The 25,712-nt window shown below is 60.2% G+C and carries 23 protein-coding genes and 1 tRNA gene; 5 read left to right on the top strand and 19 right to left on the bottom strand.

Going from position 1 to position 25,712, the window contains the following annotated elements:
- The first annotated feature begins 4 nt into the window (after window positions 1-4).
- Genes potB through AC2D8U_RS05145 form a run of 3 tightly spaced genes read left to right on the top strand, consistent with a single transcriptional unit; the run spans window position 5 to window position 2,747 of the window.
- Complete coding sequence (gene potB, locus AC2D8U_RS05155; RefSeq protein WP_484617983.1) at window positions 5-868, top strand: spermidine/putrescine ABC transporter permease PotB; 864 nt, start codon at window positions 5-7, stop codon at window positions 866-868.
- Window positions 868-1,665, top strand: a complete 798-nt coding sequence (gene potC / locus AC2D8U_RS05150; protein WP_484617982.1) for a spermidine/putrescine ABC transporter permease PotC — start codon at window positions 868-870, stop codon at window positions 1,663-1,665. Before potB ends, potC begins: the two co-directional genes overlap by 1 nt.
- Window positions 1,666-1,706: 41 nt before the next feature.
- Window positions 1,707-2,747: an extracellular solute-binding protein gene (locus AC2D8U_RS05145; protein WP_484617981.1), complete on the top strand. Its 1,041-nt coding sequence runs from the start codon at window positions 1,707-1,709 to the stop codon at window positions 2,745-2,747.
- Between the two features lie 173 nt (window positions 2,748-2,920).
- Here AC2D8U_RS05145 and AC2D8U_RS05140 read toward each other — a convergent pair.
- Window positions 2,921-2,994: transfer RNA gene (locus AC2D8U_RS05140), tRNA-Cys, on the bottom strand.
- A gap of 185 nt (window positions 2,995-3,179) precedes the next feature.
- Between AC2D8U_RS05140 and AC2D8U_RS05135 the strand changes: the two genes are divergently transcribed.
- The gene (locus AC2D8U_RS05135; RefSeq protein WP_484617980.1) at window positions 3,180-4,061 is read left to right on the top strand and encodes a gluconeogenesis factor YvcK family protein; all 882 of its coding nucleotides are present in this window, start codon (window positions 3,180-3,182) and stop codon (window positions 4,059-4,061) included.
- On the opposite strand, the gene AC2D8U_RS05130 is transcribed toward AC2D8U_RS05135, so the two are convergent.
- Window positions 4,045-4,383 (bottom strand): Hpt domain-containing protein, encoded by a 339-nt coding sequence (locus AC2D8U_RS05130; RefSeq protein WP_484617979.1) that lies wholly within the window; start codon window positions 4,381-4,383, stop codon window positions 4,045-4,047. The genes AC2D8U_RS05135 and AC2D8U_RS05130 overlap by 17 nt on opposite strands.
- Window positions 4,384-4,507: 124 nt before the next feature.
- Between AC2D8U_RS05130 and AC2D8U_RS05125 the strand changes: the two genes are divergently transcribed.
- Window positions 4,508-5,524 (top strand): glycosyltransferase family 4 protein, encoded by a 1,017-nt coding sequence (locus tag AC2D8U_RS05125; protein WP_484617978.1) that lies wholly within the window; start codon window positions 4,508-4,510, stop codon window positions 5,522-5,524.
- Here the strand turns inward: AC2D8U_RS05125 and AC2D8U_RS05120 are convergent.
- The 17 genes from AC2D8U_RS05120 to AC2D8U_RS05040 all read right to left on the bottom strand — a co-directional run bounded on the left by AC2D8U_RS05120 (window position 5,516) and on the right by AC2D8U_RS05040 (window position 25,631).
- Complete coding sequence (locus AC2D8U_RS05120; protein WP_484617977.1) at window positions 5,516-6,079, bottom strand: TetR/AcrR family transcriptional regulator; 564 nt, start codon at window positions 6,077-6,079, stop codon at window positions 5,516-5,518. The genes AC2D8U_RS05125 and AC2D8U_RS05120 overlap by 9 nt on opposite strands.
- Window positions 6,080-6,245: 166 nt before the next feature.
- A complete protein-coding gene (locus AC2D8U_RS05115; RefSeq protein WP_484617976.1) occupies window positions 6,246-7,673 on the bottom strand; it encodes a sigma-54-dependent transcriptional regulator in 1,428 nt (475 codons plus the stop codon).
- Window positions 7,674-7,748: 75 nt separating this feature from the next.
- On the bottom strand, window positions 7,749-8,384 hold the full coding sequence (locus tag AC2D8U_RS05110; protein ID WP_484617975.1) for a hypothetical protein: 636 nt from the start codon (window positions 8,382-8,384) through the stop codon (window positions 7,749-7,751).
- Window positions 8,381-10,471 (bottom strand): SLBB domain-containing protein, encoded by a 2,091-nt coding sequence (locus AC2D8U_RS05105; protein WP_484617974.1) that lies wholly within the window; start codon window positions 10,469-10,471, stop codon window positions 8,381-8,383. The genes AC2D8U_RS05110 and AC2D8U_RS05105 overlap by 4 nt, the downstream gene beginning before the upstream one ends.
- Complete coding sequence (locus AC2D8U_RS05100) at window positions 10,468-11,376, bottom strand: OmpA family protein (RefSeq protein WP_484617973.1); 909 nt, start codon at window positions 11,374-11,376, stop codon at window positions 10,468-10,470. The genes AC2D8U_RS05105 and AC2D8U_RS05100 overlap by 4 nt, the downstream gene beginning before the upstream one ends.
- Window positions 11,373-11,678 carry an STAS domain-containing protein gene (locus AC2D8U_RS05095; RefSeq protein ID WP_484617972.1) on the bottom strand — a complete coding sequence of 102 codons (306 nt, stop codon included), beginning with the start codon at window positions 11,676-11,678 and terminating at the stop codon, window positions 11,373-11,375. The genes AC2D8U_RS05100 and AC2D8U_RS05095 overlap by 4 nt, the downstream gene beginning before the upstream one ends.
- Window positions 11,679-11,795: 117 nt before the next feature.
- Window positions 11,796-13,526, bottom strand: a complete 1,731-nt coding sequence (locus tag AC2D8U_RS05090) for a sugar transferase (protein WP_484617971.1) — start codon at window positions 13,524-13,526, stop codon at window positions 11,796-11,798.
- Window positions 13,523-14,626: a glycosyltransferase gene (locus tag AC2D8U_RS05085; RefSeq protein WP_484617970.1), complete on the bottom strand. Its 1,104-nt coding sequence runs from the start codon at window positions 14,624-14,626 to the stop codon at window positions 13,523-13,525. The genes AC2D8U_RS05090 and AC2D8U_RS05085 overlap by 4 nt, the downstream gene beginning before the upstream one ends.
- A gap of 13 nt (window positions 14,627-14,639) precedes the next feature.
- A complete protein-coding gene (locus tag AC2D8U_RS05080; RefSeq protein WP_484617969.1) occupies window positions 14,640-16,070 on the bottom strand; it encodes a GumC family protein in 1,431 nt (476 codons plus the stop codon).
- Window positions 16,060-16,449 (bottom strand): hypothetical protein, encoded by a 390-nt coding sequence (locus tag AC2D8U_RS05075; protein ID WP_484617968.1) that lies wholly within the window; start codon window positions 16,447-16,449, stop codon window positions 16,060-16,062. The genes AC2D8U_RS05080 and AC2D8U_RS05075 overlap by 11 nt, the downstream gene beginning before the upstream one ends.
- A 123-nt stretch (window positions 16,450-16,572) precedes the next feature.
- Window positions 16,573-17,778, bottom strand: coding sequence for a glycosyltransferase family protein (locus tag AC2D8U_RS05070; protein ID WP_484617967.1), 1,206 nt, complete (start codon window positions 17,776-17,778; stop codon window positions 16,573-16,575).
- Window positions 17,747-19,135 (bottom strand): O-antigen ligase family protein, encoded by a 1,389-nt coding sequence (locus AC2D8U_RS05065; RefSeq protein WP_484617966.1) that lies wholly within the window; start codon window positions 19,133-19,135, stop codon window positions 17,747-17,749. The genes AC2D8U_RS05070 and AC2D8U_RS05065 overlap by 32 nt, the downstream gene beginning before the upstream one ends.
- Entirely contained in the window at window positions 19,129-20,556 is a 1,428-nt protein-coding gene (locus AC2D8U_RS05060) for an oligosaccharide flippase family protein (RefSeq protein ID WP_484617965.1), read from the bottom strand. Before AC2D8U_RS05060 ends, AC2D8U_RS05065 begins: the two co-directional genes overlap by 7 nt.
- Window positions 20,553-21,695 (bottom strand): glycosyltransferase family 4 protein, encoded by a 1,143-nt coding sequence (locus AC2D8U_RS05055; RefSeq protein ID WP_484617964.1) that lies wholly within the window; start codon window positions 21,693-21,695, stop codon window positions 20,553-20,555. Before AC2D8U_RS05055 ends, AC2D8U_RS05060 begins: the two co-directional genes overlap by 4 nt.
- A 178-nt stretch (window positions 21,696-21,873) precedes the next feature.
- On the bottom strand, window positions 21,874-23,064 hold the full coding sequence (locus AC2D8U_RS05050; protein WP_484617963.1) for an amino acid aminotransferase: 1,191 nt from the start codon (window positions 23,062-23,064) through the stop codon (window positions 21,874-21,876).
- 181 nt (window positions 23,065-23,245) lie between these two features.
- On the bottom strand, window positions 23,246-24,439 hold the full coding sequence (locus tag AC2D8U_RS05045) for a methyltransferase (protein ID WP_484617962.1): 1,194 nt from the start codon (window positions 24,437-24,439) through the stop codon (window positions 23,246-23,248).
- A 25-nt stretch (window positions 24,440-24,464) separates the two neighbouring features.
- Window positions 24,465-25,631: a GGDEF domain-containing protein gene (locus tag AC2D8U_RS05040; RefSeq protein WP_484617961.1), complete on the bottom strand. Its 1,167-nt coding sequence runs from the start codon at window positions 25,629-25,631 to the stop codon at window positions 24,465-24,467.
- Window positions 25,632-25,712 lie beyond the last annotated feature (81 nt).

Below are 25,712 nucleotides of genomic sequence, written 5' to 3'. Positions count from 1 at the left end.
CTCGATGAGAAGTTTTTCCCTTAGCAAAGATAGCTTTAAGTGGTTAAGCATCGGCCTGCTCACCACCTGGCTGGTGATCTTTGTCCTGTTTCCCAACCTGATGGTCGTTGCGGTTTCTTTGATGACCCCCGATCTGCGTGAGCTGATACGACCCGAGCTGAGCTTCGACGGGTACCTGCGCCTGCTCGATCCCCTGTATGCCGATGTGCTGCTGCACTCCCTCTACCTGGCCGGGATCGCCACGCTGCTGTGCCTGGTGTTTGGATATCCGGCGGCCTGGATCATCGCCCATACCAGCAAGCGGATGCAGGCCTTCCTGCTGTTTCTGATCATCGTCCCCTTCTGGACCAACTCCTTGATCCGGACCTATGCCATGAAGGTGATCCTGGGCAACCGGGGGATTGTGAACAAGTTTCTACTGGAACTGGGGGTGATCGACAGCCCCATTCGTATGCTCTATACGGAAACCGCCGTGATCCTGGCCCTGGTCTATATCCTCCTGCCCTTTATGATCCTGCCACTTTACTCAAGCATCGAGAAACTGCCTCACAGCTACCTGGAGGCGGCACGGGATCTGGGCAGCAGCAAGCTGCGTACCTTCCGCACCATTGTCTGGCCCCTCACCCTGCCGGGCGTGATCTCCGGCTGCCTGCTGGTGTTCCTGCCCGCCCTCGGCATGTTCTACATCGCCGATCTCCTTGGCGGTGCCGGCAACCTGTTGATCGGCAATATCATCCGGGACCAGATCCTGGTGGCACGAAACTGGCCGTTCGGTGCCGCCCTGTCGGTTACCCTGATCGCCATGATGGCGCTGTTGCTGTGGGCCTACCAGAGGGCCATTAAGGCGATGCAGGGAGGAAAAGCCTGATGAATCAACCCCTTTCCAAACCCCTGCTGCGCGTGGGCAAATGGGCCTTTATGGCCGGGCTGTTTTTCTACCTCTATTTGCCCATCGTTGTGCTGGTGGCCAACTCTTTTAACAGCACCAAAAGCGGGATCCGCTGGGGTGGCTTTACCACCAAATGGTATGACGCCATGTGGGCCAACTCCGGCCTGATGCAGGCGGCAATCCACTCCCTGACTATCGCCACCCTGGCGGCCACCATCGCGACCGTGATCGGCACCCTCGCCGCCGTCGCCCTCTACCGCTACCGCTTCCGTGGCAAGGTGGCGCTCAACGGCATGCTGTTTGTCGTGATGACCTCCCCGGACATCGTCATGGCCGTCTCGTTGCTCGCCCTCTTTGTGGCGGTGGGCGCCACCCTCGGCTTTTGGTCCCTACTCGCCGCCCACATCACGTTCTGCCTGCCCTTCGTGGTGGTCAGTGTGTACGCCCGCCTGTCCGGCTTTGACCGTGCCGTACTGGAAGCGGCCCGAGATCTGGGTGCCAGCGAGTTTCGTATCTTCCGCCAAATCATCCTGCCCATGGCGTTTCCAGCCGTCGCGGCAGGCTGGCTGCTCAGCTTCACCCTGAGCCTGGATGACGTGATCATCAGCTCCTTTGTCACAGGTCCGGGCTATGAGGTCCTGCCGATCAAGGTGTTCTCCATGGTCAAGGTGGGTGTTTCGCCAGCGGTAAACGCCCTGGCCACTCTGATGCTGCTACTCTCCTTGGTATTCGTGGCGATCTCTCAGTTCCTTTTGAAGCAAAAACACAGCGCCTGAGTCCCTGTCCGGCGTGATGAATCAACAAATAGGGTAATAAAATGAACAAGGTAAAACGTTTTCTTTTGGCTAGCATGTTGACCGCCGTCAGCACCGCGAGCCTGGCCAACAACGATGTGGTCTACTTCTACAACTGGTCCGAATACATTCCGGAAGGCCTGATGCAGGAGTTTGAGGAGGAGACGGGGATCAAGGTGATCTACACCACCTACGACTCCAACGAGGCCATGTACGCCAAGCTAAAGCTTACCGGCAGCGAAGGTTACGATATCGTCGTGCCCAGCACCTACTACATCGCCAAGATGGCCGAAGAGGGGATGCTGCGTCCGCTGGACAACACCCAGCTGAGCAACCTCAAACACCTGGATCCGGCCCTGATGGACAAGGAGTACGACCCAGGCAACCGCTATTCCCTGCCCTACATCTGGGGTGCCACCGGGATCGGGATCAATACCGATGAGGTCGACCCGACTGAGATCACCGGCTGGGCGGATCTCTGGGATGAGCAGTGGCGGGGCGAGCTGATGCTGATGAACGATCCCCGCGAAGTGTTCCATATGGCCCTTAAGATCCTGGGATACTCCACCAACAGCCGGGATCCTAACGAGATTGAAGAGGCCTACGAACTGCTGACCAAGCTGATGCCCAACGCCCTGACCTTCAACTCCGATAACCCGGGAGCGCCCTTCTCTGCCGGGGACACCGTATTGGGAATGATCTGGAACGGTTCGGCATTTGAAGCGCAAAAAGAAGATCCCGCCATCAGCATGATCTACCCCAAAGAGGGCGCCATCTTCTGGATGGACAACCTGGCGATCCCCGCCGGTGCCAAGAACATCGAAGCCGCCCATAAGCTGATCGACTTCCTGCTGCGTCCAGAGGTGGCTGCCAAGGTGTGTGAAGAGATCGGTTACCCTACGCCCAATAAAAGCGCCAAGGCGCTGCTGGACCCAGAGTTTGCCCTGAACCCCATGGTGTTCCCACCAGCAGAGGTGATCGAAGCTGGCGAGTTCCAATCCGACGTAGGCGAAGCCGTCGAGCTGTACGACCGCTACTGGCAACGACTGCGTACCGGACGCTAAACCAAGATCTTGCATTGAAAAGGGCTGTCCTCGGACAGCCCTTTTTGTTTGTCCAGGCCGTACCACCACAGGGGTTCAAGGCCCCCGTTCGGATCGCACGGGGAGCTTGTTCGATTTGCGCCACGGCAAAACACAAAAAGCCCGCACTGAGTGCGGGCTTTTTGTCAAGAATATGGAGGCGCGTCCCGGAGTCGAACCGAGGTCCACGGATTTGCAATCCGCTGCATAGCCACTCTGCCAACGCGCCAAACTGTCTGTCTTTCGATGGTCCCGAAGCCTTGTTGGCCTGCCCCGAAAGCGGGAGCAATTAAACCAGAAGAGAGCGAACTTGGCAAGCTCCCTTCGGCCCCCAATAGAGTAATAATTTGAACAACCTCAAAGATTTAATGCTATTTTACTTGGGTTCGATGAAACATTGCACATGGAGATACGATGGAGCTAAGCAATACCTCCTACAAGGCGGTGGTCTTTGGCGGTGGTCATGGCCTGTCACGCACACTACGCGCATTAGCGCCCATGGGGGATCGCCTGACCGCAGTCGTCGCGACCACGGACAACGGCGGCTCCACGGGGCGACTGAAACAGGAGTATGGGGGGATCGCCTGGGGCGATCTGCGCCACTGCCTGGAGCACCTGGCAGGGGACGACTCCGTTGGCCGCTTGCTGCTAAGCCATCGCTTCAGTGGCAGCGGTCCTCTGGCCGGCCACAGCCTGGGAAACCTGATGCTACTGGGGCTCAATGAACTGTGCGTGCAACCCGAAGACGCCATTGAGGTACTCTGCGGCCTATTGGGTGTGGAGACCTGTGTCTTACCCATGACCAGCCAGGAAACCGAACTGGGGGCAAGACTCGCCGATGGCAGTGAGGTGTTGGGAGAGGTACAGATCGATGCCCTGCCCCAGCCACCCAAAGAGCTGTTCCTCACGCCTCAGGTCTCCCCGCCCCCCGAGCTAACCCAAAAGATCCTGGATGCCGACTGGCTATTGCTGGGGCCGGGCAGCGTGATGACCAGCATCATGCCGCCCCTGCTGGTGCCCGAGATCCGCCAGGCGATCCGCGACAGTCCGGCGCATCTGGCCCTGATCAGCAACCTGCATGCCGAAGCTGGCGCCTTGAATCAGCAGCCCCACCAGGCGATCCATCGATGGCTGGCCCAGTCGCTGGGCAGGGAGCCCGATCTGATCTTATGCCATGGGGAGCGTCACCAAGAGGGGCGGCATCACTACCACCCCCTGTGCCAGGAGGGCCAGCGCACCCATGACAGCCAGTTGCTGCGCCAGGTGTTGCTGCACCTCTTTATGAATTGGCGCTGAACTCCCGGCGGTACGCAGCGACCGTCTGCTTGGCCAGATCAAGCACCTTCTGGCGAAATGGCTCCGGCGAGCCCGGGCTTTGCCCCCGGGCTCGCGCTTCCAGCTCGGCGCAGGCATCCCCCAGCGCCGCCGCGCCAAACGTTACGGCCGAGCCTTTGATCTTATGGGCCAGGTTGGCCAGTTCGCCAGAGCGCGCATCGGCCAGCTCTGCATGACTCAACTCAAGCTCCTCCAAAAACACCTGCACCAGCATAGGCACCAGATCGTCGCCCGCATCCCTGCTTAGCTGGCTGATCTTGTCAAAATCGATGATCCTCTCCATGCCCCTTCCCGTTTGGTCCCAAAATTGCACCTCTCAAGCCTAGCAACTTCATCGGCACAGGGCAGTAGAGTTTACTCCACTGCCCGTTTCACAACTTCCGTTGCATGGTTTGAAAGGAGCCCATATGCCAGACACTCCAGTTACTCTGCTGTTTGTGGACGCACGCAGTATCGGTGGGATCGAAAGCCATCTGATCCAACTCCATCGCCACCTGACACAGTTGGACCATGGTGTAGAGCTTTGGCTATGGCGTCACTACCCCAATTCGCCTTTCGTTGCGCAACTCAAACTGCAAGGGATCCCCTTCGTCTCTCTGGAGGGCAGCCTATTGCGCCTCTATCGGCGGCTCAAGAGCGGCCACGGCACCGTCCTTCACACTCATGGCTACAAGGCCGGGATCATCGGTCGCCTTATGGCCAAGGCCCTGAAGATCCCATGCTGCTCAACCCATCACGCTGGAGAATCCGGCAGCGGATCTCTGGCACTTTACCAGTGGCTCGATAGACTCACTGCCCCCTTGGGCACCAATTTTGCGGTCTCAAAAGCGATCGCCTCCCGCCTAGCCTGCCCGGCTCAAGTGTTGGATAACTTCGTAACCCTGCCTCCCAGGCCTGCCATCGAGGATCACGCCACGGCCTTGCGCATCGGGTTTGTCGGACGCTACTGCCAGGTAAAGGGATTTGATCGCTTCATCACCCTGGCAAGCCAGTTTGAACAGGCAACCCGCTTTGAGTGGCACAGCTTTGGCGAGGGTCCCGTGGCGGCCACTTCGCCGGTTAGGGATCATGGCCGTCAACTGGAAATGAGCCGCTTCTGGCCCGCGCTGGATCTGCTGCTGATCCCTTCAAGAGCAGAGGGCTTGCCCCTGGCGGCATTGGAAGCCATGGCCTGGGGGATCCCGGTGATGGCGTTTGAGGTTGGCGATCTCAACCGCCTGATCAAGCCCGGAACCGGCTACCTGCTGCCTGACGGCGATCTGTCGGCCATGGCGCAGGCTCTATGGGTCTTTGCCGCACTCAGGCCGTTACAGCGCCGGGCTATGGGCCTGGCAGCGCGCAGGGAGATCCAGCAAGGCTGGACCGCCGAACAGACCTGTGGCCCGCTGTTGTCATTCTACGCAGCGCCCTTCGGCTCACAATGATGCGCTCAGCTCGCGCAGATCGAACAGGGTCGAGATCACTGGAGTACAGTGATCGGCGCTGTTTAGATCCCCTGCGGACGCCGATGCCATCGCGCCCTCCATCAGGACACAGACGGCATTGAGCAAAGCGGAGTTGGTTTGATGGGGCCCGAGGTTAGCCTGGATCAACTCACGAACCTGTCGCTTATGAGCCTGGCAAAACTGCGCTGCGGCTCCTCCGGCGACCGCAGTCTGGAGAAAATAGCATCCGAAAAATGGTCCTAACGGCGTCACTGGCTGGCGAAACCAGGTGCTCAAGCCGTCGAACAAAGCAAGCATGGCGGGCTTACCCGCCTGAGCCGGTTGCAACAGCCCCTCAAGCCAGGTGAGCATCCGATGATGCTGGAGCGCCAGAGTTTCCATCACCAGATCCTCTTTGCCGGGGAAATGGTGATAGAGGGTTTTCTTGGCGATGCCGCTGACCTGCAGGACTTCATTGATCCCGACGGAAGCGGCGCCCCGCCGATAGAAGAGTGACAGCGCGGTTTCCGTCAGTTGCTTTTTTTTATCTCGCATTCCATGCCTCCCTGGTCCACCCCAAGCTTGCCACGAGTAGACAGACCTGTCTACCCCGAAAGAGACAAGGCTGTCTACCTGTTGGCAGACCGGCTCAGCCAAGGGGAAGGGGCAAGAGGCCGATGACAGGGTTCACCCCACAAATAGCCAAACGCGCACCGGGCACTCATTGCCAGGATTGCAACTTACGGTAGATGGTGGAAGGACTGACATCCAGCAAGCTGGCCGCCTTGGTAATGTTGCCGCCACAGCGCTCGATGGCACTCTCTATCCAGTTACGCTCCATCTGTGCCAGGGACATCGAATCCTGATCGGATGGTGCAACGTCCAGGGATTGTGGTGGTGCCTCATGGCTGTCGGACTGGCTGGCCATAACAGCTTTGGCTTCAAATTGGGGCTCTGGATCCATCGTGGGGCCGGGAGCCGGTCGGCGGGCCGGCAGCCTTGGCAGCTGCTCCTTGGCGATCTTACCCCCGGGATGCATCACGCTGATCTGTCGCACCACGTTCTGAAGCTGGCGAACATTGCCCGGCCAGGGGTATTGCTTTAACATCCGCTCCGCTTCCGCACTAAAACCGGAAAAGGCCTTGCCCTCTTCCCGACCAAACTGCTTGAGGAAGCGCCTGGCCAGCAGCAAGATGTCATCGCCACGATGACGCAGAGGGGGCAGACTCACGGGGATCACATGCAGCCGATAGTAGAGATCTTCGCGGAAATTCCCCATCTCCACTTCATCCCAGGGGTCCCGGTTGGTGGCACAGACAATGCGGACGTCCACCGCCTCCTCCTGATCACTGCCCACCGGACTGACTATCCCGGTTTGCAAGAATCTGAGCAGCTTGGTTTGCAGCTCCAGAGGCATCTCGCAGATCTCATCGAGAAACAGGGTGCCGGTATTGGCGCTGCGCACCGCGCCCAGCCGCTCCTTATTTGCCCCGGTAAAGGCGCCCTTTAAGTGACCAAAGAGCTCACTTTCAAACAGATCTTTTGGAATCGCAGCACAGTTGACCGCCACAAAGGGACCTTCTGCCCGATCCGACAGGGTATGCAGAGCCTCGGCAGCCAGCTCCTTACCCGTACCACTTTCCCCCACAACAAAGACCGACGCCTGACTGGAAGCGGCTTGCTCCAGGGTGTGATAGACCCCCTGCATGATTGGGCTGGAGCCGATAAAGCGCCCTATCCCCTCCTTGCCTTTACCACGCTGGAACGCCTTGAGCTCGCTACGCAAGGCATAAAAACTTTGGGCATTGCGCACCGTGGTCAACAGCCGCTCTCGATCCACCGGCTTGATCAGGAAGTCATAAGCGCCAAGGCGCATCGCCTCGACCGCCACTTCGACCGAACCGTCTCCGGTGATCACCACCACAGGCACCGTCAGTCCCTGATCGTGGATCTGCCTCAGCACCTGGCCACCGGAATCGTCGGGCAGGTTGAGATCCAGCAGGATCAAGGAGGGAATACTTTGGCTCAGACGATGCAGCGCTTCATCGACCCGAGTGACATGGATGAGTCTGACGTCCAGTGCCTGCAGATAGGTTTTAAACAAGGCGCCAACTGAGGCGCTGTCTTCCACTAATAGTATCTCTCTCACTGGGTGAATCACTCCATCCGATGGCGATACATTCACTCTAAACCAAAAATGGCTTTTCCGTTAGCCTAGAGTTGCTTAGCTCAACAAGGCGCCGTTCCAGAAACGGCTTGATGCCAAGCGCTTCGCCAACCATTTGGGCAGATAGGGGGCCAGCAGCGCGGCCATCGAGGGCACCGAACTGTCATCCACCACCAGGCCCGCCAACCGCGCCCCTGAGCTCGCTAACAAAGCACAGGCCTGTTGCAGCTGGCTCTGGGTATCCTTACCCGCCTGGATCACCAGGATGCACTGTTCGCAGCTGGCGGCGATCTGCTCGGGTCGTCCTTGAGTACTTGGGGAGAACATCGGCTCGGTGAGCACCAGGATCCGCTCATAGGCCTGTTGCCAACGCAGCAGCGCCTCTCCCAGCGCTGCGGCATCATGGCCCGCCTGCTCCAAGCAGGAGCCGGATAAAAGATCATAGTTGGACGCCGACTCGATGCACAGATGGCTGGAGATCTCACTGAGACACCAGTCGGCACCGCCGGGCTCTTGCCACAGCTCAACCAGCAGGGAGTCATCGCCCTGACGGGCCAACTGCATGCTTGTGCCCTGGCCCAGAGGCCTCAGATTGGCAAAATCCGTCAAGGGCACAATGGCCACCGAACGCCCCTGGCCAGCGGCCACGCTTCTTGCCAGAGGTTTAAGTGGCAAAGTCCGCTGCTGAGTCATAGTGCCGCTCCCAAAACCGCAAGGGTCAAGATACTCAATGTGTCCCGCACGCCATCCATAAACTGACTCCAGCTCGACTGGGATTGATCCGGGACATACACTGTGTCTCCTGGGCGCAGTACAGGGACCCGGTCATAACTGGGATCGGTGACAAAGGCCTGGAGATCAAACACCCGAGCCTTGGGCTCACAGCAGGAGTGCTGTACCACGATGATCTTCTCTATCAGGGCGCTCTCCTTGGGCCCGCCAGCCTCCGCCAGCAGATCCAGTACCGTCATACTGTCGTCGAACTCATAGCGGCCCGGCTTGTACACCGAGCCCATCAGTCGCACCACCTGTTGGGGCGAACGCTCAAGCCAGGCGCGATCCCGGGCCGGAATGTAGATACTGTCACCGGGCTGAACCTTGGGCAGCATCGACTCATCGCCACTTTCGAAGTAGAGCGCCAGGTTCACCGTCTGGCTCATCGCCTGGGGCTGGTTTCTGTGGTTGATACGGATCGCAGAGAGATCCGCATTGGCCGTTGGACCATCGGCGGCGGACAGAATGTCGAGGAACCCCAGGTGCTGGGTGAAGGCATAGCGTCCCGGTGCGCCGACCTGACCAAACACATAGATGGAGCTTTCGGGATCCTGACGCACCCAAGAGGATTTGTTGTCGCTCGGATCCCAGGGCAGCTCATTGATCACCACGGTGTCACCGGCTGATAGCCGGGGCAGTGCGCCAAACTCGCCGCCCTGCTCGATAAACTGGTCAAGATCAAACAGGCTCTTGCCGCCACGCTCATCTTCATGAAGGATCTCGATGCGGGAGAGATCCGCCTGCTGCTCCGGCCCACCGGCATGGGCAAGCAGATCGAGAAAGCTCATGGCATCATCCCATTCATACCGCCCCGGAGACTTGACGGAACCGATGATCTTTACGGCGCGGCTGGAGGGGATCTTGAGCCAGGATTTTTCGTTGAGATCCGTCTTCTCCGGTACCAGTACCACGTCCCCCGGCGCCATGGGCGGCAGACTTGCCCCCGAGGTTTCGGTGTAGGCCTGAAGATCAAACTGCTCCACCGCGCCATCGGCTCGGATCAAGCGGATTTGACGGGTTTCGGCAAACCGGGTGGGCCCGCCGGCATTGGCCAGGATATCGATAAAGGAGACGTTGTCACTGGCCTCGTAGGCGCCGGGTTTTTGCACTTCCCCCATGATGTACAGGGTGTTACTGCCCTTGGACACAACGTCAATCTGGATCGGCACATAGATCAGGGAGCCGGGACCGATCCCCGGCAGGGTCGACTCATCGCCCGAGTCCAGGTAGGCCTTGAGATCAAACATCACGGGCCGATCACCGGTGATCACCCGGATCCGGGTGACGTCGCCGTAACGGGTCACCCCTTCCGCCCGCATCAGGGCATCCACCAGGGTCATCCCGGGTTTGAAACTGAAGGTTCCCGGCTGGCGCACCTCGCCAAACAGGGTCAGGGCCTGGCTTCGATCGGCGGCATCACCGGCCTCACTCAGGGTCTGGGCATCGAAGTCGATCTGCACATTGCCCAGCAAGGGCGAGACAGGTACAAAGATCACATCGCCACTTTGCAGCGGGGGGATCAATCCTGGCTCACCCCGATCCAGGTAAGCCTTGTAATCAAACTCCTGGACCTGGCCATCGCGCCGAAGCTGCAAGCGATCCAGCTGGGCGCCGGCGACCAGTCCACCGGCCCGGTTGATGGCCGTCTGGACGTTGGCATCCTCAGGCAGGCGCTTCTCACCGGGATCTTTGACATAGCCCAGCACAGAGATCAGCAGTTGACGCTCCAGCAGACGAAGTTCGAAATCACTCAAGTCCCGATACACCATGGACAGCGCCAGGGTCAGCGCCTGACGGGCCTGGTCGAGGTTTTTGCCCGCCAGCAGCACAGGACCCACTTCCGGCAGGTAGATGCGTCCGGTCTGATCCAGCACAAAGGGCTTATCCAGCGCGGCTTCACCGGGTAACGACAGGGCCAGGGTGTCTCCAGGCTGCAACTGGATTTCCGGATCGTTGGCCCAGAGCGGGCAACTGATCAGGCATAAGAGCAGCAGCAGGGATCTCATGGCTGGCTCCGATGGCGATCAGGCCAGTGTTTCAGGACCAGGCTGGGTTGCCCGGAGCTTGTCATCGCCTGGCCACCCTGGCCCAGGCGGATCTCCACCCGACGGTTGCGCAGTTTGCCGGTGGCATTGTGCTCGGTTGCCAGCAACCCGCTCTCCCCCAGAGCGATGGGTCGAAGCTGATTGGCGGCGACGCCATAGGCAAGCAGTTGACGTTTGACGGCCTCGGCACGGCGGCCGGACAGGGCCAGGTTATCGTCATAACTGCCGTCGCTGTCGGTATGACCCAGGATATAGGCTACCAGGTTGGGATCCCGTTTAAGTTCCTCAGCCAAGAGTGCCAGTTGACGCTCAAATTCCGGCAGCAGCTGGGCTTCATTCACTGCAAACTGGTTGTTGCACAGCATGATCTCAAAGGCCTCTTGCCAAGCGCCCTGATCCGGCCCAGGCAACCCGGCGCCTTGCTGGACAGGGTCTATCGCCATACCGCCGGCTAAGGCCGCAGTGGCACACTGGGTCTGGCGGCGAAGCTGATCCAGCCGGACGGAGAGACGAAACAGTTCGTCCTCCAGCAACATCAGGGTCTCCTCCGCATCCGCATAGAGGGCGCCACTTAACTCGCGGCGCAGCCGTGACATGCGTAACTCCGCCTGAGTCAGCCGTCCCGGCGTACAGTGATAGGCCCCTCGCAGTTTCAACAGATCCAGTTGCAGCTGAGCGTGGGAGAGTCGCTCCTGCTGGCGGCGCTGCTCATAGAGGTGGGCCGGGCTGGCAACATAGGGATCCCAAAAGGATGCGGCATCTCCATAGCCCCCCCGGCCCTCATCCGGCCACTGGCTGCAACCGGCCAGAACACTCCACCCCAGGCTCAGCAGCACGGTTCGATGCCCTGAACGTTTGGGTGTCATAACAGGATCTCCTGATCGAAATCCGACTGGAACGGGATCGCCCGGTCCACCTTGAGCAACTGCAGAATGCGCCGGGGTTGACCATGGACACCATGCAGGCTCAGTCCCCGATCTTGTGCACGGAGCCGTTTAAACAGATGGATAATGGCACCAACCCCGGAGGAGTCGATAAAGTCGACGTCGGACAGATCCAGCTGGACATGGCCCTCTTCCGGTAACAGGATGGCGTCCAGATCCGGACGGATCCGGGACACACTGTCGATATCAAACTGATTGGGCAGATGGATGGTATGCACGGTCATTTTGATGCTCCTCCGATAAAGCGGTACAGGAGCGATGCATTCCTTGTGCCAAAAAATAAAGCCCAGTTTTTCAGGGCTTTATTTATCTCTACCAGGGTGATTTGCGTTCTGCCATGCTTAATGCCCCCGCGCCGTCAGCACCACGGCCACGGTCTTTAGCGCGATCCAGCACTCCATCTTCAGATAGCTGCGCAGATCGGCCAAACTCGCCCCATAGGCATGGTCATAATAGAGCTTGGTCTTCACATCCTCCAGGCTGGTATCGCCGGGGTTGTGGATCTGGGCCAAGCCGGTCAAACCTGGCTGGACTTCGAAGGTACGCTCCTGATAGTAAGGGAGTTGGCGCTCCAGTTCGGCACAGATCGATGGGCGTTCGGGCCGGGGGCCAATCATCGACATCTCCCCCTTGAGCACGTTAAACAACTGAGGCAGTTCATCCAGGCGACTGGCACGCAAGCAGCGCCCGACCCGAGTGATCCTGGGATCCTTAGGATCGGTCCAGCCCGGCCGCGAAGGCCCATCATGCATGGTACGAAACTTCATCAAATAGAACAGACGGGTAAAACACCGACTACTGCGTCCGACCCGCATCTGCCGATAGATCACCGGCCCCGGCGAGTCCAGTTTGATCGCGAAGGCGATCAGCGGCCAAATGGGCAGGGTCAACACCAGCAGGCTCATGGCCAACAGCAGATCAAAAAGGCGCTTTACCCCACGCACCCAGTGGGGTTGAAAATCCCTTAGACCGCCTAACCAAAGGGGCCGCCAGCCAAGCAGATAGGCCAGCTGGCCCTGCAGGCTGTATTGCAGTCCCAGGCTGAACACCCGCCAGATCCTGGGTACCGGCAAACAGTGGGGGATCAGATAAAATCCCGCTTGCAACAGGAGCAAAGCAAGTCCCGGGGTTGATCCCACCAGCGCAGCCACCGCACTGAGGATCCCCATAACCAGGCAAGCCAGGGGCAGCATGGCGCGCATCCCCTTGCCCGCCAGCGCCACCAGGCGTTGAGCCCGGCTCATTCCGTCCCAGGCCCGGGCCAGATCGATCAACTGGGCCAGGTTCCCTGCGGCTATCCGGCGACGCTGGGGGGCAAACTCCGCCTGATCGGCCTGTTTGAGATCCTTCACCACCACCTCTTTAGCCATGCGACTGAGGAAGCCCAGCCCCATGGCCTGTACCATCAGGACAAAATCATCGTTGATACACCCAGGGGGCAAGGGTGCCAGCGCCTCTTTACGCAGTGCCAGCAAGGCTCCGGTCCCGCCCATCGCTGCGCCCAGCCGGCTCTCCCCCTGGCGGATCCGGTTCATCAGTCGCCAGTAAGCACCTTGGTCCACCACCTTGCCATGCTGGTAACTGGCTGTCACCGCCCCCACCTTGGGATCATTAAAGTGCCCGGCGATTGCGCTCAGGGCGTGGGGTGGCAGCCAGGCACTGCAGTCCGAGATCACCAGTACCGCGCCCTGCTGACGCCGGATCTGCTGATTCAGTCGATACGCCTTCCCCCGATTGCGCTGATGGGCGTAGATCTGCAGCCGGATCCCCCTTTGGGCCAGACGCCGGCGATAACCCGCCACTGTGCTTTTCCCGCCCTCATCATCACCATCGAAACAGATCACCAGGGCCACCTCACCCCGGTAGTCCTGGGCCAACAAGGCTTCCAGTTTCGCCGGCAGGAACTGGGACTCCCGGTAGACAGGGACCCAAACCGTGATCGCCGGGGTGTCATGCTCCCCAACCGAAGGCAACGCCCTGCGGCTCAAGATCACCATCAGCCCGGGGTAGAGGATCAGATGAGCCATCACCAGCAATGCGAGCAGGGCAAAAAACGACCAGAGGATCATCATACCGCCTCCATCAGGGCCCGATACTGGTGTGCCATGCGCAGCGCATTGCCGCGCTGGAAAATATAATCGCGGGGATCCCCCTGGCCCAACCGGCTGATCCCCAATGCCAAGGCATCCGCCAGGGCGTCGGCACAGCCAGCGCGGATCAACTCTCCCGTCCCGGGACAGACCGCTTCCTCGGTCGCCCCGACCCGGGTGGCCACAACCGGCACCCCGCTGGACTGGGCCTCCAGCAAGGTCATGGGAAAGCCCTCTTTGAGGCTGGGAAGGCAGAAGAGATCCAACGCCTGATAAAACAGCTCGATCTGATCGATCCGTCCGCACAGCACCACACGCTGGCTCAAGCCAGCCTCCTCGATCTGTTGCTGCAGGGCTTGCTGGAGGGGGCCGGCACCGGCAATCACCAGACCTGCCCGTGTGGGCAGTCGTTTCATCGCTTCGATCAACAGGGGCAAGCCCTTCTCCTCAACCAGGCGGGCCGCGCAGCCTATCCAGAGCGAGGGCAACACCGGCAGGCCCAGTTGTCGGCGAGCCAACACCTGGCTTCCGGGACGAAAGCGGCCCATATCGACCCCGTTATGGATCACTGCCGCCTGACCTCGAAGCAACAGAGGTGTCAGACGGTTGGCAACCAGTTGGGCATCGGCGATGGCAATGCACCGAGAGGCTCGTAAGGCCCATTGCGTCAGAAAACGTTGGCGGGGATCGTTAAGGTGCCACTCGTCGTGCTCAGTATGCAGGTGGCGCACTGCCAGACCCACGTTGGCGGCGCTGGCGTACAACAGCGGTCCGATATGATGGCTGTGAAGGACTTTGGCTTTCGTTTCTCGTAACAAGCGGCGCAACTGCCGTACGGTCGACCAGTGGATCCCAGGCGGCTTTTCCAGGCCGTGTACCTGAAAACCGTTTCGACGTAACAAAGGCCAGGCGTTCAGCAGGGCCTCGGTGCTTTGCTCCAGCGAGACGATATGGATCTCATAGTCCTGCCTAAGCTGGCGGCTCAGCTCCAGCACCAGAGTTTCAAGGCCCCCGGGTGCCAGGCGCTGCACCAGCTCGATCAGGACAGGTTTAGGCTGTGCTCCTTGTCGTGCATTCTGCATTGTGTGTTCCCCGCTACCAATGTTTGGCCCGAACCAGGATCGGGCTTTGCGTCAGTTCCACCATGGGCTCCCCCAGCATCAATACGGGGTTGAGCCACTCCAGTAACAGCACCAGGGAGAGTCCCATCCCCAGCCCCGCCAGCAGTCCAGCCAGTGCCGCCAGGTAGGACGGCGCGTTGCTGGAGCGATAGGGGCGTTTGGGTTGGTCGATCACCTTGGTTTTGTCATCCGCTTCGAACAGTCCGAGATCGGCGGTCACCCGGGCTTTTTCAAATCTCAGTTGGAGCTCGTCTAGCAGGCTGCGTTTCACGTCCACCGAACGGGACAAGCGCTTAAGATCCCGCTCCACCTCGGTACTCTTCGCCAGCTTGGCCATCAGCTCTGCGCGTTGTTGCTCCAGCATGCTCAGCTGGCCATCCAGAGCCGATAATCGACTGCGGGCCTGCTGTACGCCCTGCAGCTGTGAGAGCAGCAGGGGGGGCGCCTCGGAGTCGGGATCCAGCTCGATGGCACTGGCCATCTGCCACAACCCCTCCAGATCGGCCAGCTCCAACGACTGGGCTTCGCCGAGCAAACGCCTTTTTTCCGCCTGTAACCTTTTGAGTTGGCCAACCAGCGCCTTGATCTTGGAGTGGGCATCCGTATAGCGGGCCCGCAGCAATACCAGCTCGGCCTGGATCGCCACGATCCGAGTCTCAAGCTCCCCCACCACGGGGTTAGCGCCGGCCAGATCCGAGCTGAGGGAGCCCAGCTGGCGCTCGACCGAGCCTTTTTCGATCGCCGCGTCCCGCATCGCCTGCTCGACCTCCTGCAGCGCCTGGTTGGTGGCACCAAACAGACTGGGCACCAGATCCGCATGGGATCTCTTGTATTGAGACAGTTCGGTTTCCGCCTCGGACAACTCCCGGACCTGCTGCGCCAGCTGACGTTTGAGAAACTGCTCGGAGCGACCGACGGCATCGGCACCCGGCGCCACCAGCCCAGCGACCAGTTGCTCGCTGATCAAGGCCAGCAAGGGGGCGACCTGCTCTTGATCCGGCCAGCTCAGGCTCAGTTTGATCAGGGTGTCACCCATCAGTTGCAGGCGGATCCCGGCGGCGATCTGGCGGTAAAGGCCGGCCTTTCTGGCCTCCTCCAGCTCCGGCCAGAAGCCACTGCGCGCCACCACGCTGGAGAGCATATGGCGACTGTGCAACAGGGTTTTGAGTCCCTCAATCCTGTCCTCAACCCGTACCGCCACCGACCAGTCATTGAGTGTCGGGTTATTCAGCGCAGGCTCCTGCACCAGCAAGGTGGTACTGGCCAGGTAGCGATCCGGCGCCGACACATTGAGCCCCCAGGCCAGCAGAGCAAACATTCCCCCTGGGATCAGCACCCACCACTTTCGCTGCCATAGCGCCAGCAGGGCAAAGTAGCTCAGGGTGAGCAAACGATCAGTCAACACGCTCAATCCCCGAGGCAAGATCACTGGGCAACAGCACAAAGGCGTTATTACCCAGGGATGGGGCGTATCGGCCTGGCAGCTGTGAAGCCGTGAGCATCAGCGCCTCGCGCAGGCTGGCCACCCGCTGCTGGCCTACGTGGGCCTGCTGCCAGGGAGCCAGATCCGCCACCGGCCCCATCAACACCGACACCTGGCCGTGCTCAGCGATGTACGCCTTGATCCGCACCAGTTGAGACGGCTGCAACCCTTGGGTAGACCACTGCATCATCAAGGGGGCGTTGCCACCGGAGGAGGTGCTGGCGCACCCTCCGAGCAGCAAAAGCCCGAGCACGGCGGCACAGAGAAGTGGACCAGGTTTGAAGCAGCAAGATGACGACATATTGACCCCCGGTGTGCCTTCAGCGGGCCGGTTTGCCCGCCTTTCTGTTGGCCTCGACGGCTTATCACGCCGAGACTCAATGGGGGTTTGCAGGATCCAGGCCAAAGATTTAGCCATTGTTTATTAAGGGTTTATTCTTCTTTGCATGGGAGCGTTGCGATCTGCAATGCAAACGTTACAAGGCTGGCTAGCGTCCTGCGAGGCAGCCGTCAAAGCGGCCAAATGGGTGGCGACCTGCTCCGCCCGAGCCTGCCAGCTGCTGCCCGCCACCGCCGCCTGGCGCGCTCGAGCAGCGAAGTCGCTATCCCCCTGTCCGCACAGTTTTTGCCGTGCCTGCTCGAGAAACTGAGTCCCGTCTCGGGCCAGGGTGACGTGGGGCAACCAACTTCGCGCGGCTGCGAAGTCCGTACTCAATACCTGGGCACCAGCCGCCAGGTATTCCCTAAGCTTGAGCGGATCGCAGGCCTGGATCTGCTCATTGAGTCGAAACGGCAACAGGGCCAGATCAAAGTGCGCGGCATAGGCGGGTAACTCATGGTGCGGCTTACGGCCCAGGCGAACCACATTGGGCAATCGCCACAGGCGCGGATCGATCCCCTCCCCCTCGCCGATCATCACCAGGCTGGCCTCGGGACAGGCCTGCGCCAATGCGATCAGCAGCTCACTGTCCAGCCAGGCGGCAAAGCTGCCGTAAAAGCCCATCACCGGCCCCGCCGGAAGATCATCCGGTCGAAGATGGTCGCCGCCAAACAGCTCGAGATCCACACCATGGGGCAGGTGCAGGAGCCGCCCCGGCTCCCCGCCCTGAGGCCCTGAGCGAAATTTGCGGATCAGCGCCTCGCTGGCCGCCAGCACCAGATCGGCCCGGGCCAGCAAACGCAACTCCGCTTCGGCCACCCTGGCATGATCCACCCCCTCCAGGGCAGAAAAGTCGTCCCCGCAGTAGTAGATCACAGGACAATGGGGAAACTGAGGAAGCAACACCTCGGCACTGGGCAGGCTGGTCCAGATCTGATCCGGTCGAGGGCAGTCGGCCATCTGGCGGGCGAACCAAATGCGGTTGAGTCGCCTTAGCAGCCGAAGGCGCGCCAGGGGTAACAGCCGAACATTGCGAACCCGGATCCCCTGAGGAACCGATAGCGTCGACTCTCGAGGCGCCATGAGTTTTCTCCACAGCCGGGCCAGATCACGCCAACCCGGACGCCTCAGGCCGATGGAGTTGATCCAGACGATCTCGAAACGTTCCCGCAACCTGACGATCAGGTGTTGGGTACTCGATGGGTGGGCCCCCCAATCTTCACCGAACACCCACAAAACCGGTTTGGCCATGCTCCCTCTCCTCGTTGCCGATGACGATCATCCGGGTCTGTCCCCAGATCAACGCGGTATAGATATACAGGGGCCAGGTAAACCCCTGGGTCAGGAAAGTCCCGCCGATCCCAAAGCCGATCAGCCCCGCCAGCAAGGCCGCGCTCCAGTGGCCCATGCCGGGATCCGAGGCCAGTGCCTTGAGATTGGCCCAGCTTTGTTTAAGCAAGCTGACATAGAGACCAACAAACAGGAAAAATCCAACGAACCCCGCCTGGGCCAGCACATCAAACCAGGTGGAGTGCACCGCATGGTTTTTGCCGTCCCAGTGGGGGGAGTGGAAATAGTAATTAACGTAAAAATTATCCAGCCCCACACCGGTCACCGGGTTTGACAGCGCCATGCTCCATGCCGCCTGCCAGGCGTAAAGACGCCCCATGGCCGATGCATCGATCCCCGTTTCGCTGGAACCGCCGGATGTCCGGCCGCTGATCCCCGCCGCCGCCACCAGCAACATCATGGCCAGGCCACCGGCGGCGATCACCTTGACGTTGAGGCCAAATCGGCGGATCCCGTAAAAAGCCGTCACCGACAGGATCCCCAGCAGGCCGCCTCGGCTCTGGGTCGCCAGGATCGCCGCGATCACCAGGACCACCAGCAACCAGGCCAGGTATCTGGGCCGGCCCGGGACCAGGCTTCGTCCCAGGGCAAAACTCAATGGAAACAGCAGGACCAGAGCCAGATCATTGGGATCGCCCAGCATGGAGCCATAGCGACGACCTATGGTGACTCGGGTCCCCTCCACCAGCCCAATCCCATTGGCCTGGTTGTACAGGGCCACCACGGCCACCAGAGCGCCACTGAGCATCACCAGCCAGGCCACGACATTGAGCTTCCTTGGGGTATCCACCAGCCAGGCGATCACAAAGGTCATCAGGACGATCTTGACCCAGGTCGCGGTGAGGTAACCCATGGCCAACCCTCGATTGGTGGCCATCAGGACACCCAGCAGGGTCACCAGGAAAAAAACCAGCAACCACTTGCCCTGGGGCGGCAGGTAGAGCCACCCCGCCCCCCGGACCAGGATCCCCATCCCCAAGACCCCCAGGGCTGCCAGGGCACACAGTTGGGGCAGGTGCAATGCCATCAGGGGGGGATACAACTCATGCAGGCGGAAATAGGAGAGGAGTACGAACCCCAGCGCCGGCAGATAGGGGTGGTGACGCAGGACCAGCAACACCAGAGGTGCCAGAGCCAACACGGCCAGGGGCTGCTGCTGGACCAACAAGGCAAATGCCATCAGCAGCAGACCCATTACCAGGAGCAGGAGCGATGCCAGCCCACTGTGTCCAACCCGCCGCAGGCGCCGACTTAACATGGGCACTCCTTGCTTGCCGGCGTGATATGCCGAGAAAGATGCAGCACTCCCCACAGCGCGGCCGCCAGGGGCAGGAGATGGAGCCAGAGGGGCAGGTTCGGATGGAGAAGCATCGCCAGCTGGACCAAACAAGCCAACAGCCAGGGAAGCAGGGCCCACAACGGATAGGGTAGCGACAGGCGACGTTGGGATCCCCAGGCGAAATGCGCCGTCCGCCCGGCACAGACAGTGGCCAACAGGGCAAAGATCCCGTGGGCACTGTTGATCTCCCCCTGCAACAGCATCCAGGGTAAGGCGATCAGGGCGGTACCGGCCCACAGCAGGTTGATCAGTAAGATCTCACTCCCCTGGCGCTGCAGATAGAGGCCCACATTGAGCAGCGCCCCGCATTGACGCAACAACACCAGGAGCAGCAACCAGGGCAGATGGTCCAGGGCTGCGTGCAGCTGAGGGGGGAACAACCAGATCACGCCCACAGGCGCCAGCAGAGCCACCGCCGAGACCGAGGCCGTCAACCACAACAGACCCACCATGGTCGCCTCGCCATGGGCCAGCCAGCGGCCCTGCTCCAGCCACTGGAAACGGCGGGCAAACCACCACAGATTAAAGGGCTCACAGGCCAGGGCAGCCAGCAGGGCACACTGTCCGGCCAGGGCAACCTCAGCGAGCAGCTCCGGGTGGGTTAAGCCCTGATCCTGTAACCAGGCCAGCCATTGACGTTCATAGCCGTTCAGGGCCCATAGCAAGGCCGCCCCCAAGGCCAAGGGCACACTGTAGCGCAGGAAGCGGACACTGGCTTGCCACTCGAGCCGCAGCGGCTGCTCTCGACAAAATCGGTGCAGCCCGATGGCGGCCATCAGACTGGAGGCCAGCGCCCCGGCCAGCAGCACGCCGGTGATCCCCAACCCCATAGGCACCAGCATCAGGATAAGTCCGGCCTGCCCCAAGCTCTGTCCGGCGCAGAGGTAGAGGTATTGGCTCGGGCGCTCCTGCTGGCGTAAGCGGCACTGGATCAGGTTGAGGATCCCGCCACAGGCCAGGCTGAGCAGCAGCAGAGCCAACCAGTGGCCGGCCAACTCACCGGGGATCATGACTTCCAACCAGGGGATCAGTACCAGACCCAGGGCCAGCAACCCCAGGCTCAGGCACAGGGTCAGCCCCATCAGGGCACCGGCGTCGGCCCGGCTGCGAACAAAACGCAGGCAGGCCTCACTCATCCCCATGCCAAACACCATGGAGCCCAGCCCAGCCAGGGCCGTCAGCAGGCTCAGCTGGCCATAGCTTCGGGTGGTCAGCAGGTGCGCCAGCCAGGGCAAAAGCAACACACTGACGCCCCGCCCCAGCAAAATCGCCAGAGCATATTGGCATTGCGCCCGAACCGCGGCCTGCCGTCCCCAGTGCCAGGGAAGCCAGGATCTCATGCGCATTGCTCAATCAGGCCGGACAGACGACGGGCCTGCAGCGCCACATCAAAGTGCCGACAGGCACGATAACGGCCACGAAGCCCCATGGCCTTAAGGCGCTCCTCGGGGATCTGCAGCAGCTTTGAGATCTGCCGTCGCCACTGGGCGGGATCGTCACTGGACAGTTGCCAGCCACACTCCCGGTTGACGATCTCCTTGAGCCCCATGATGTTACTCACCATTACAGGCAGACCCAGCGACATCGCCTCCTTGATCACCAGGGGGCCCGTGTCCCGATCGCCATCACCGGCGATGCAAAACGGTGCCAGCAACGCCTTGTAGCGCCCCCGGTTGGCGATCACAAAGTGACGGGGTTGGGCGCCGAGAAAGTTGACCCAGGCCGAGATCCCCAGGGAGACACTCAATGCCTGCAGCCTATCGAGCAAGGGCCCCTCCCCCACCACATCCAGCACAGGCCGCTGCGATGAGGTGATCCCGGCAATGGCTTGCAGAACCGTCTCCAATCCCTTTTTCTCCACCAGGCGGCCGACAAACAGCAATCGCTGGCCAACGGCAGTCGGCGTGTCGGTTTGGTAACTGGAGGTCGGGATCCCGCAGGGCACCAGCGCGACCCGACGTCCCCCCATGGCCATAAAGTCCGAGACCATCTCCCGGCAGACGCCGACAGCCAGATCACAGCTTCGCAGTTTTAGGGGGAGATCCGCCGGTGCGGCATACACATCGGCGCCATGACCGACAAAGGAAGCGGTGATCCCCACCATCCGGGCGGCCAGGATCCCGGTGGCCGCAGTATGTTGAGCAAAATGCGCATGCACATGATCACAGCCATGGCGGCGCAACAGCACCGCAAGCTGACCGGCGGCCAGGGCCAAAGAGCGTTTGGGTAAACCGGTTTGCTGATTGAGAAAAGCCCTTGCCGGGGCCTGCCACGCCAGCGCGCACAACTGGGTTAAGGCAGCGCGGTGAGAAACGTCGCCCAACCGGTAGGCGACGTGTTCACCGGCGATCGGCTCTCCCAGATCGAAACAGATGGGCACGATGCGATGACCCCGCCGGGCCATCGCCGTCATTTCGTTACTGACAAAGGTTTCGCTCAGCACCGGGTATTTCGGTATCAGGTAGGCCAGCGTTTTCATAGTCACCCCCACAGAGCTGTTTCGTGTGGGAGTCACCATTCATATTTCACGCCAAGTTTATTCCATTGAATTAAATGGATTTTATATTAGGTCTTTGGGACTCTCGCGTTTTGCATCGGTAAAACGCAAACGCGCCCGCCGACGCAAAGCGTGGGCGGGCGCGTTTTTTGGGGTGCGATCAGCTGACCGTTGCAATCGCCTTTACCACACCGCCGATATTGTCCGGCGTCAGGCCGGCCACATTGATCCGGCCAGAGCCGACAATGTAGATCCCAAACTCTTCCTTGAGACGGGCAACCTGCTCAGGGTTGAGACCGGAGAAACTGAACATGCCATTTTGTGACTGGATAAAACTGAAGTCACCGGGCACACCCTCAGCCTTGAGGCCTTCAACCAGAGCGTCGCGCATCTGGTGGATCCGCTTTGACATCTGAGCCAACTCCTCCAGCCACAACGCCTTGAGTTCGGCATCGGCCAGGATGGTCGCCACCACCTCAGCACCGTGAGACGGCGGATTGGAGTAGTTGGAGCGAACAATGCGCTTGACCTGAGACAGGGCACGATCGGCCTCATCTGCCGTACGGGCGATCAGGGTCATGGCACCGATCCGCTCATTGTAGAGGCCAAAGTTCTTGGAGAAGGAGTTGGCGATCAGCAGTTCGTCCAGCTCACCGGCAAAGTGACGCAAACCGGCGGCATCACTCTCCACGTCGGTGGCAAACCCTTGATAAGCGAAATCAAACAGCGGTAACCAGCCTTTGGCCTTGGCACTGGCCGCCAGCGCCTGCCACTGCTCCAGGGTCGGATCGATCCCGGTCGGGTTGTGGCAGCAACCGTGCAGCACCACCACGTCGTCGCTGCCCAGCGCATCCAGATCGGCCAACATGCCGTCAAAATCCAATGCGTTGTTCTGTGCATCGAAGTAACGATACTGTTCGACCTTCAAGCCTGCGCTTTCGAAGATCTGGCGATGGTTGGCCCAGCTGGGGTTGGAGATCCAAATCCGCTTGCCGCCCAGGTTACCCGCCACAAAATCACCGGCGATCCGCAGGGCACCGGTTCCGCCTGGGGCCTGTACGGCACGGGCACGGTTGGCGTTAAGTACCGGGTGATCCTCACCCAGCAGCAGCGGCAGCACCAGGGCGCGGTAAGCGGCATGCCCATCGATCCCCAAATAGCTCTTGCTGGCCTGATCCGCCAGGATCCGTGCTTCGGCCTGCTTGACGCAATTGAGCACAGGGGTACGGCCCGCTTCGTCTTTATATACGCCGACGCCCAAGTTCACCTTGGAATCGCGAGGGTCGGCACGGAAGGCCTCATTAAGGCCGAGGATAGGATCAGCTGGAGCAAGTTCTATGTTTTCAAACATCGGGTTAGGCCAAAGTTGAGTGGATTAGTGAAGGACAGGTCACTCTACCATTACGGGAAAAGAGTGTCAGTCTGCCCGGGTCGATTTATCGGTGGCCAGGCCAGCAGAAATTACTATGACTTGATTCGCATCAACTATCTCACCGGCGACTGCACCAGGCTATCCAGCCACCAGGGCCAACTCAGGAGGTACGAAACGCCCGTATCATCAGGTTACGGGGCGTGATATGGCGTTGAGTGAACTCCCCCAATTCAACCCGGTAACCCTGCTCATGGAGATAGATGGCCCGATCGAGCACCAGGTAGAGTTCCAGCGGCCGTCGATAGAGCTGCCGCACCAGCTCCAGCCGGCGGATCCTATCCCAGGCTTTTACCCCCCGCTGCTCGAACCGATCCCAGTCAAGATCCGAGGGCAAACTCAACCCTTTGCACTCCGCCGCCCAGCCACAAAAAGACGCAAACCCTGCGGACAACAGCGCCTTACCACAGGATGGGATCTTGGGTAACGGACAATCAGGCCAAAGTGAGCGATGCAGGAAAGCAAACCCTTGGCGAAAGCTGATCTCCTTGGCCCTCAGCTTGCGAACCCGCAAAGGCGCCGTGGCGGTCTCCTGAACCGCCAGGCGGATCTCCCCACGGGTCAGTGGCAGAGCGTGTCCTTGGGCATGCTGAGACAGTGGCTGGTAGTGGCTATCTTGGGTCAGGTGATAACAGCAGGGGCTGAGGATCACGCCATCCAGCCGCGCCGCCGTCACCTGGTGAAGCAGTTGGCGATGCAGATCACCACAGGCATGAAGGGCCAGGGCATGTTGCCCCGGGCGCCAGTGACGGGCCACGTCGTTAGCCAGGACATCCTGGCACACCAGAGTCTGCGCCAGCCCAGCGCGCTTGGCCAGTTGCTCTCCCTGTTCGCACAGTGCGGGATCATATTCCAGGCTCACCACGCTTTTTTCTTCTTTCGCGGCCACCAAACGGCCCAGGTGCCCCTTGCCGGAGCACCATTCCAGATAGGCATCCGCACCGCTGCCGAGATTGGCGCAAAACGCCTGGATCTGCTCCCACTTACGGCCGGGAATGTGGGCAAACTGCCTCGGATTGGGACGGTAATCGAGGGGACGATCGAATTTGGGCAGGTTCAACAAAGGACTCAGTGCCAACACGTCGGGCCAGAAGGGTGCCAAAGCAGCAAACAGAGCCGAGTCGTCCTGTTCAAGGGCAGTGACGGCCTCATCGTCCAGGGCCAGGAGAAATGCTGCCAATTCTGGCTTTGTATTCAGCCAGTGGGGGTGACTGCAAATGAAGGGCTCGCTGCGCCACAAGGGTTCCCCCCGATGCAGCAGGGACAGGAGTTGATCAAAGCGCCGGTACAGATCCATGGTTCATCCCCCGAAAAAGGCGGGATTATCCCACGGACAACTGGTTTCGACCATCCTCTTTCGCCCGGTAAAGGGCTTTATCGGCTCGAGAGATCACACTGCTCATCTCCTCATGCTGACCATGTCGCCGGGCCAACCCAATGCTGATGGTGATCTTGGTTTTCTCTAACTGGCTACGATGGGCATTTCGCATCACCAACAACTCCCGCTTTTCTACCAAGCGGTGGTCGGCCATTAGCAGGGGCAGCCTCTCAATGTCACGCCGCAGGTTCTCCAGGGCCTTTTCCACCGCCTTTTCCTCCATGCGAGCAAACAGCAGAGTAAACTCCTCACCGCCATAACGATAGGCGCGGGCCCCCTTCACTTTGCGCAACTTGGTGGCCACGGTTCTCAGGACATCATCGCCGGTATCATGGCCATGACGATCATTGAACTCTTTAAAGTGGTCCACATCGATCATCGCCAGATGAACACGGGCCCCGCAGAAGATCAGATCGCCATCCAGAGTACGTCGAGCCGGCAACCCTGTGAGTGCATCTCGAAAAGCCAGGCGATAGGCACCGTCGAATACCGCCAGTAACAGAATGATGCTCATTCCCAGATACATCAACATATGTCCGGGCCAGGGCATTGGCCAAGTGTTGACCAGCCACATCATGGCGCCGAGTAGCATAGGCAACAGGTAGGTGCCCTGCCCTTTGAGCAAAGGCTTTGCAAACCGTGCCATGGGCAACAGCAGCAGGTACGCGTAGGGCACCCATTGGGAGATTGGCTGCCCCCCAAAATCGAGCCAGTTCCAGTTCAACTGAGCCGACAACAGAAGTTGACCCAACAAAAAGCCGGTCCAAACCGCCAGGTGCATGACGGTTGCGGGAAGTGATGGCAGCCAAAGGAGGTTTAACGCGATAAACAGGTACAGGGTCTCGCCACTGAGTACAAGCTGGTTCTCAATGCCCAGAGTGCCTACATGGAAAGGGTAGACCACAATGATCAGCAAACTGAGGTAGCTATAGAAAGGCTGTCTAAATCGTGTAGCCATCAGAGTACACAGGGCCAACACCGCTACGGGGATCAGATCCACAGCTAGGGTGTGAGGGCTCAAGTGCAGTTGCCACCAAGGCAGGCCAACGACGACCATGACAATGACCGCTAAGCCCCAGGCAACAGGACTGAGCTCGCGAAACGTGTTCATTTTCAGCTTAAAACGATCTCGTTTGGGAACGGATTCATGAATTTGATTAGGCGACCGATTACACTATCCAATGTAACCTTG

The sequence above is a fragment of the Ferrimonas sp. YIN67 genome (assembly GCF_057219095.1).
The sequence above is the reverse complement of the archived record's forward strand: the minus strand, read 5'-3'. Positions and strand labels throughout refer to the sequence as shown.